We start from the raw sequence: 440 nt of genomic DNA on the forward strand, positions 1-440 counted from the left end.
TTGCTGCTCTGACTAGGCGGCTTGGTGGAACTAGGCGGCTTTGTGGAACTGGGCGGCTTCGGTGGACTCGGCGAGCGCGGTGGTGCTGCTCTCGCCGCCGGCGACGGCCTGCGCGACAAGATCGAAATAGCCGGTGCCGACCTCACGCTGGTGACGCGTGGCGGTGTAGCCTTTGGCTTCGCTAGCGAATTCGGCCTGTTGCAGTTCCGAATAGGCCGCCATGCCGCGGTCGCGGTAGCCGGACGCCAGTTCGTACATGCCGTGATTGAGCTGGTGGAAGCCGGCAAGCGTGACGAACTGGTACTTGTACCCCATCGCGCCGATCTCCCGCTGGAAGCGAGCGATGTCGTCCTTGTCGAGGTTCGCCTCCCAGTTGAAACTCGGCGAGCAGTTATAGGCGAGCATCTTGTTCGGGTGTTCGCGCTTGATCGTCTCCGCGA

The 440-nt window shown here is 63.0% G+C and carries 1 pseudogene; it reads right to left on the reverse strand.

Annotation, left to right across the window (positions count from 1 at the left end):
- Positions 1-30 precede the first annotated feature (30 nt).
- A pseudogene (locus AC0IYH_RS29430) lies at positions 31-440 on the reverse strand (isocitrate lyase); the annotation flags it as partial.

This window comes from Pseudomonas sp. AC463 (assembly GCF_979253585.1).